4 protein-coding genes, 1 tRNA gene and 1 pseudogene are annotated in these 4,082 nt (G+C 59.3%); 2 read left to right on the top strand and 4 right to left on the bottom strand.

Annotation, left to right across the window (positions count from 1 at the left end; all coding sequences use genetic code 11):
* Positions 1–151: 151 nt before the first annotated feature.
* Positions 152–931 (top strand): enoyl-CoA hydratase/isomerase family protein, encoded by a 780-nt coding sequence (locus ACILRA_RS20570; protein ID WP_395663919.1) that lies wholly within the window; start codon positions 152–154, stop codon positions 929–931.
* 15 nt (positions 932–946) lie between these two features.
* Here the strand turns inward: ACILRA_RS20570 and ACILRA_RS20575 are convergent, their stop codons facing one another.
* The 3 genes from ACILRA_RS20575 to ACILRA_RS20585 form a co-directional block, all read right to left on the bottom strand.
* Positions 947–1,372: a c-type cytochrome gene (locus ACILRA_RS20575; protein WP_395663920.1), complete on the bottom strand. Its 426-nt coding sequence runs from the start codon at positions 1,370–1,372 to the stop codon at positions 947–949.
* 192 nt (positions 1,373–1,564) lie between these two features.
* Positions 1,565–1,639 (bottom strand) — tRNA-Gly (locus ACILRA_RS20580).
* Between the two features lie 94 nt (positions 1,640–1,733).
* Positions 1,734–2,438 carry a Crp/Fnr family transcriptional regulator gene (locus tag ACILRA_RS20585; protein ID WP_395663921.1) on the bottom strand — a complete coding sequence of 235 codons (705 nt, stop codon included), beginning with the start codon at positions 2,436–2,438 and terminating at the stop codon, positions 1,734–1,736.
* An 84-nt stretch (positions 2,439–2,522) separates the two neighbouring features.
* Between ACILRA_RS20585 and ACILRA_RS20590 the strand changes: the two genes are divergently transcribed.
* Positions 2,523–3,959: an arylsulfatase gene (locus ACILRA_RS20590; protein ID WP_395663922.1), complete on the top strand. Its 1,437-nt coding sequence runs from the start codon at positions 2,523–2,525 to the stop codon at positions 3,957–3,959.
* Here the strand turns inward: ACILRA_RS20590 and ACILRA_RS20595 are convergent.
* Positions 3,956–4,082 (bottom strand): annotated as a pseudogene (locus ACILRA_RS20595) (IS630 family transposase); the annotation flags it as partial. The gene ACILRA_RS20590 and the pseudogene ACILRA_RS20595 sit on opposite strands and share 4 nt — an antisense overlap.

Raw genomic sequence — 4,082 nt, forward strand, 5'->3', positions numbered from 1 at the left:
CCCGAGGGCATCGTCCTCACCGAGATCGCGCCGGGCGTGGAGCTGCAGTCGAACATCCTCGACCAGTCGGAATTCCCGCTCATCGTCTCGCCGCGCCTCAAGGAAATGGACAAGCGCCTGTTCCTGCCTGTGAAGATGGGCTTGGCGCTCGATGGCTGACACCGGCGATCATCGCATCCGCCTCGCGGTCGAAGGCCCGCTTGCCACCATCACCATCGCGCGGCCGGAAAAGTTCAACGCGCTCGACCACCCCATGGTGCTGGCGCTTGAGCGCGCGGCCCACATGATCGATGCCGATGGCGCAGTGCGCGCCGCCATTATCACCGGCGAGGGCGTAAAGTCCTTCTGTGCGGGCGGCGACATTGAGGCCTGGTCAGCGCTGCACCCTGCGGATTTCGCGCTTGCCTGGGTGCGCGTCGGCCACCGCGCCTTTGATGCGCTGGCAAGGCTGCGCCAGCCGCTCATTGCGGCGCTCAACGGCCATGCGCTGGGCGGCGGGCTCGAACTCGCCGCCACGGCGGATTTCCGCATCGCGGAGGATCATGTGAAGATCGGCTCGCCCGAAACTGGCCTCGGCATCATTCCCGGCTGGTCAGGCACCCAGCGCACGGTGAACCGCTTCGGCCCGCAGCTCGTCCGCCGCATGGCGCTGCTGGGCGAGGTCTTCACCGCGGAACAGTCTCTTGGCCTCGGCCTCGTCGATGCGCTGGCGCCGCAAGGCGGGGGGCTTGCCGCTGCAACCGCCATGGCCCGAAGGCTCATGGCGCGCGGCCCGCTCGCCACCCAGGCCACCAAGATGCTGATCAACGCGGCGGAAGGCGAGGAACTTCACCGCCCCCTCGAAGCCCTCGCCGGCGGCCTTGCCGCAGGCAGCGAAGATCTCAGGAAAGGTGTCGACGCCTTCCGCCAGAAACGCACGCCGGATTTCTGAGCAGCGCCGCCCTGTCTATTGCATCGTGCCCAGATAATAGACCAGTGACAGGATCCGCTGCTGCGCAAAGCCGTCGCTCATGCTCGCCTGGTCGGGCGTCACCGGCTTCGGCGCCTGGCGGTAGCGCTCACCCCACAGCGGCATGTCGCGCGTGCCATGCGCCGCTATGACGGAACTGCCCTCGATGATGGCGTAGATCTTCTCGACGGGGAACTTGCCGCCATTGCGTTCGGTGATCATCGCCAGGTTGGGGGCGGGCGTCTTCAGGATCTGCCCGATCGGCCCATCGCCCCGCCCGTCGAGGCCGTGGCAGGCCGCACAGTGCATGCGGTACTCTTCCTGCCCAATCGCCGGATCCTGTGCCAGGGCCGTTCCGCCAAGGCCCATGATGCCCAGGGGCAGAAGCAATGCGCCAAGAAGAAGGGAGTTTGATCCATTCACGACACGTCCTCCATGTTGCAAGGAAAAACGCCCGCAGGATAGCATCGCAGAAAGTGAATGTTTTGCGCCAGATCAAGCGCCCCCCGCGTGAGCGGCCTGTCTGGTCTCACCGGGTTTCACGCAAAAGGCGGAGCGATTCCGGATCCAAACGGGCACCGGAAAGAACCCTGCGGAAGCCCCGCAGCAAGGCTCTGGAGCGGGCGATGGGAATCGAACCCACGACATGCAGCTTGGGAAGCTGCCGTTCTACCACTGAACTACGCCCGCGATGGGGCAGAGATTAGTGGAGTGCGGGCGGGGCGGCAAGGGGGCTTAGGAACTTGGGCGGATGGCTCTCTAGGGCGTGACCTCCAACGCAGGGCTACTGTTCATCCTTGAACCTCATCAGTGCCTCACGATCGACGACACTGATTTTCCTATAGCCTAGGCGGATGGCATTGGTGCCTGCGAGGTATTTCAGTATTGGCCGCAACGAGGACCTATACACTCCGAGCATCTTCGATAGATCCTCTTGAGTGACCGTGACGTCTCTTGACGGGTCAGTCAGCTGTAGAAGTCTACGGCATACCCTCGCACGCAGAGTGAGGCTGAGGACCTCGGCAAGAAGTCCCACAGCTATATTTGTGTTGATCGTGGCGAGCCGATAGAACGATTGCCAGTACTTGGGCTGATCATCGAGCAGCTTTCTGATCGCCTCATGTGGCAAATGGAGCATCCGGCATTCTGTGGCCGCCATGAGGCTGATGGTACGAGGTGTCGCGGATAATTCGGCATTATCTCCGATCCAGAAACCGACCTGAGCCCTGTGAAGTACAACAGGCTCCCCAGCTATGAGCGGAAACGTCACTTCCAGGCCACCAGAGGCGAGGCCGTAAATTCCGTCAGCAGCATCGCCAGAAAAATAAACGAACTGCCCAGGCTGATAAACTCGCCACTTTCCAGAACGTGCAGCCCATGTCTGGAACTCGGTCGGCTCGCCCGATAGCCATCCGTAGCTTCCAAGAGCTCCCAGACTTAGCTGTTCTTTTGGTGAATTGGAGTGAATTGTACAGTCTCCTGATCTCAATGGGATAGGTTAGCGGCATAGTCGCATCAGGTACAGAGCCACTTCTGTCGTGACTTGGCACCCAAGTATACTTCGGAGCGCTTCATGCTGAATTCACAACGGACAGCCACTCGCACTGCGGCGTCGATCTTTTTTGTCTTGGCTACAGCGATCCTTGTTCCAACGGTCAGCCGAGCTGATGATCAGAAACCAAACATACTCTTCATCCTTGCCGATAATCTCGGCTACGGCGAACTCGGTGCCTATGGAGGCGGAGAAACACGAGGTGCGCCCACGCCGGTGCTGGACCAATTGGCCCGAGAAGGCCTGCGTCTGACCAATATTAGTATGGAGACGCAGTGCACGCCCAGCCGATCCAGCATCATGACTGGTCGTTTTGCAATACGCTCGGGCACCTACGCCGTACCTTTTGGAGGCGTTCCCGAAGGTCTCACACAGTGGGAATTTACAATCGCAGAAGCGCTCTCGGAAGCCGGATATGCAACAGCTCTTTATGGGAAGTGGCACCTGGGAAGCCATGATGGCCGTCTGCCGAATGATCAGGGCTTCGACGAGTGGTATGGCATACCCCGCACGACAGACGAATCTCTGTGGTCCACGTCATCAGGTTACTCTCCGGACATTGTCCCGCTTGAAAAGATAATGGAAGGGAAGAAGGGCGAACCCAGCCGTCCGCTTGAGGATTACACTGTCGAACAGCGCCGCTTGATTGACGCGGAGATCACAAGGAGATCCGTTGACTTCATGGAACGTCAGGTGAAGGCTGGTAAGCCGTTCTTCACCTTTGTTTCCTTGACGCAGCCTCATCTGCCGACTGAGCCAAATCCCTCCTTCAAGGGAGTGACGGGCAACGGTGATTGGGCTGATATGCTGGTGGAGATGGACGGTAACGTTGGGAAAATGCTGTCTACTGTTGATAATCTGGGGGTGCGAGACAACACGATTGTGATTTTCACCAGTGATAATGGGCCAGAGTTCTTCAAGCCCTGGGACGGATGGGCCGGCCCTTGGCGCGGTCAATACTTCACAGCCCTCGAAGGCGGAATTAGGGTTCCCTTCATGGTGAGATGGCCGGCTCACGTGCCGGCAGGGCGTGTGAGCAATGAGATTGTGCATGGTGTCGACATGTTCGCGACACTTGCGAGGATAACCGGAGCCCACATACCCTCAGACCGGCCGATGGACAGCATCGACCAGTCAGAGTTCCTTACTGGGAAGTCGCAGAAATCGAACCGCGAGGGCTTCCCGATCTGGGGAGCAAATACTTTGCTTGCAGTCAAATGGCGTAACTGGAAACTCCACTTCTACAAGCAGGACACGATGTTCGATCCACCGCAGAAGCTGGGAATACCGTTCATCATCAACCTCTATACGGACCCCCGAGAGGAGAAACCAACAGTCGACAGCTGGGTTATGACCCCGATGCTGAAGATCGTCGCTTCGTTCCAGGAGTCAACGAAGGGTTTTCCTCTCATTCCGATGGGAACACCCGATCCCTACGCCCCGCCGAGTTCTAACTAGTGGATTGACTCCAACGTTTGGAACCCACGGTTCCGAGCTGCGATGATATCGCCAGGATTGGCTTTCCATGCGAAGGGTTTGGGACTGGAGGCGTTGTATTCGCGGATGAAGCGGTTGATGGCG

The organism is Aestuariivirga sp. (assembly GCF_044239095.1).
Lineage (GTDB): Bacteria > Pseudomonadota > Alphaproteobacteria > Rhizobiales > Aestuariivirgaceae > Aestuariivirga.

What these genes read in the sequence shown, in the direction of transcription:
- ACILRA_RS20570 (WP_395663919.1), top strand. Translation starts at nt 152, where the DNA reads ATGGCTGACACCGGCGATCATCGCATCCGCCTCGCGGTCGAAGGCCCG.
- ACILRA_RS20590 (WP_395663922.1), top strand. Translation starts at nt 2,523, where the DNA reads ATGCTGAATTCACAACGGACAGCCACTCGCACTGCGGCGTCGATCTTT.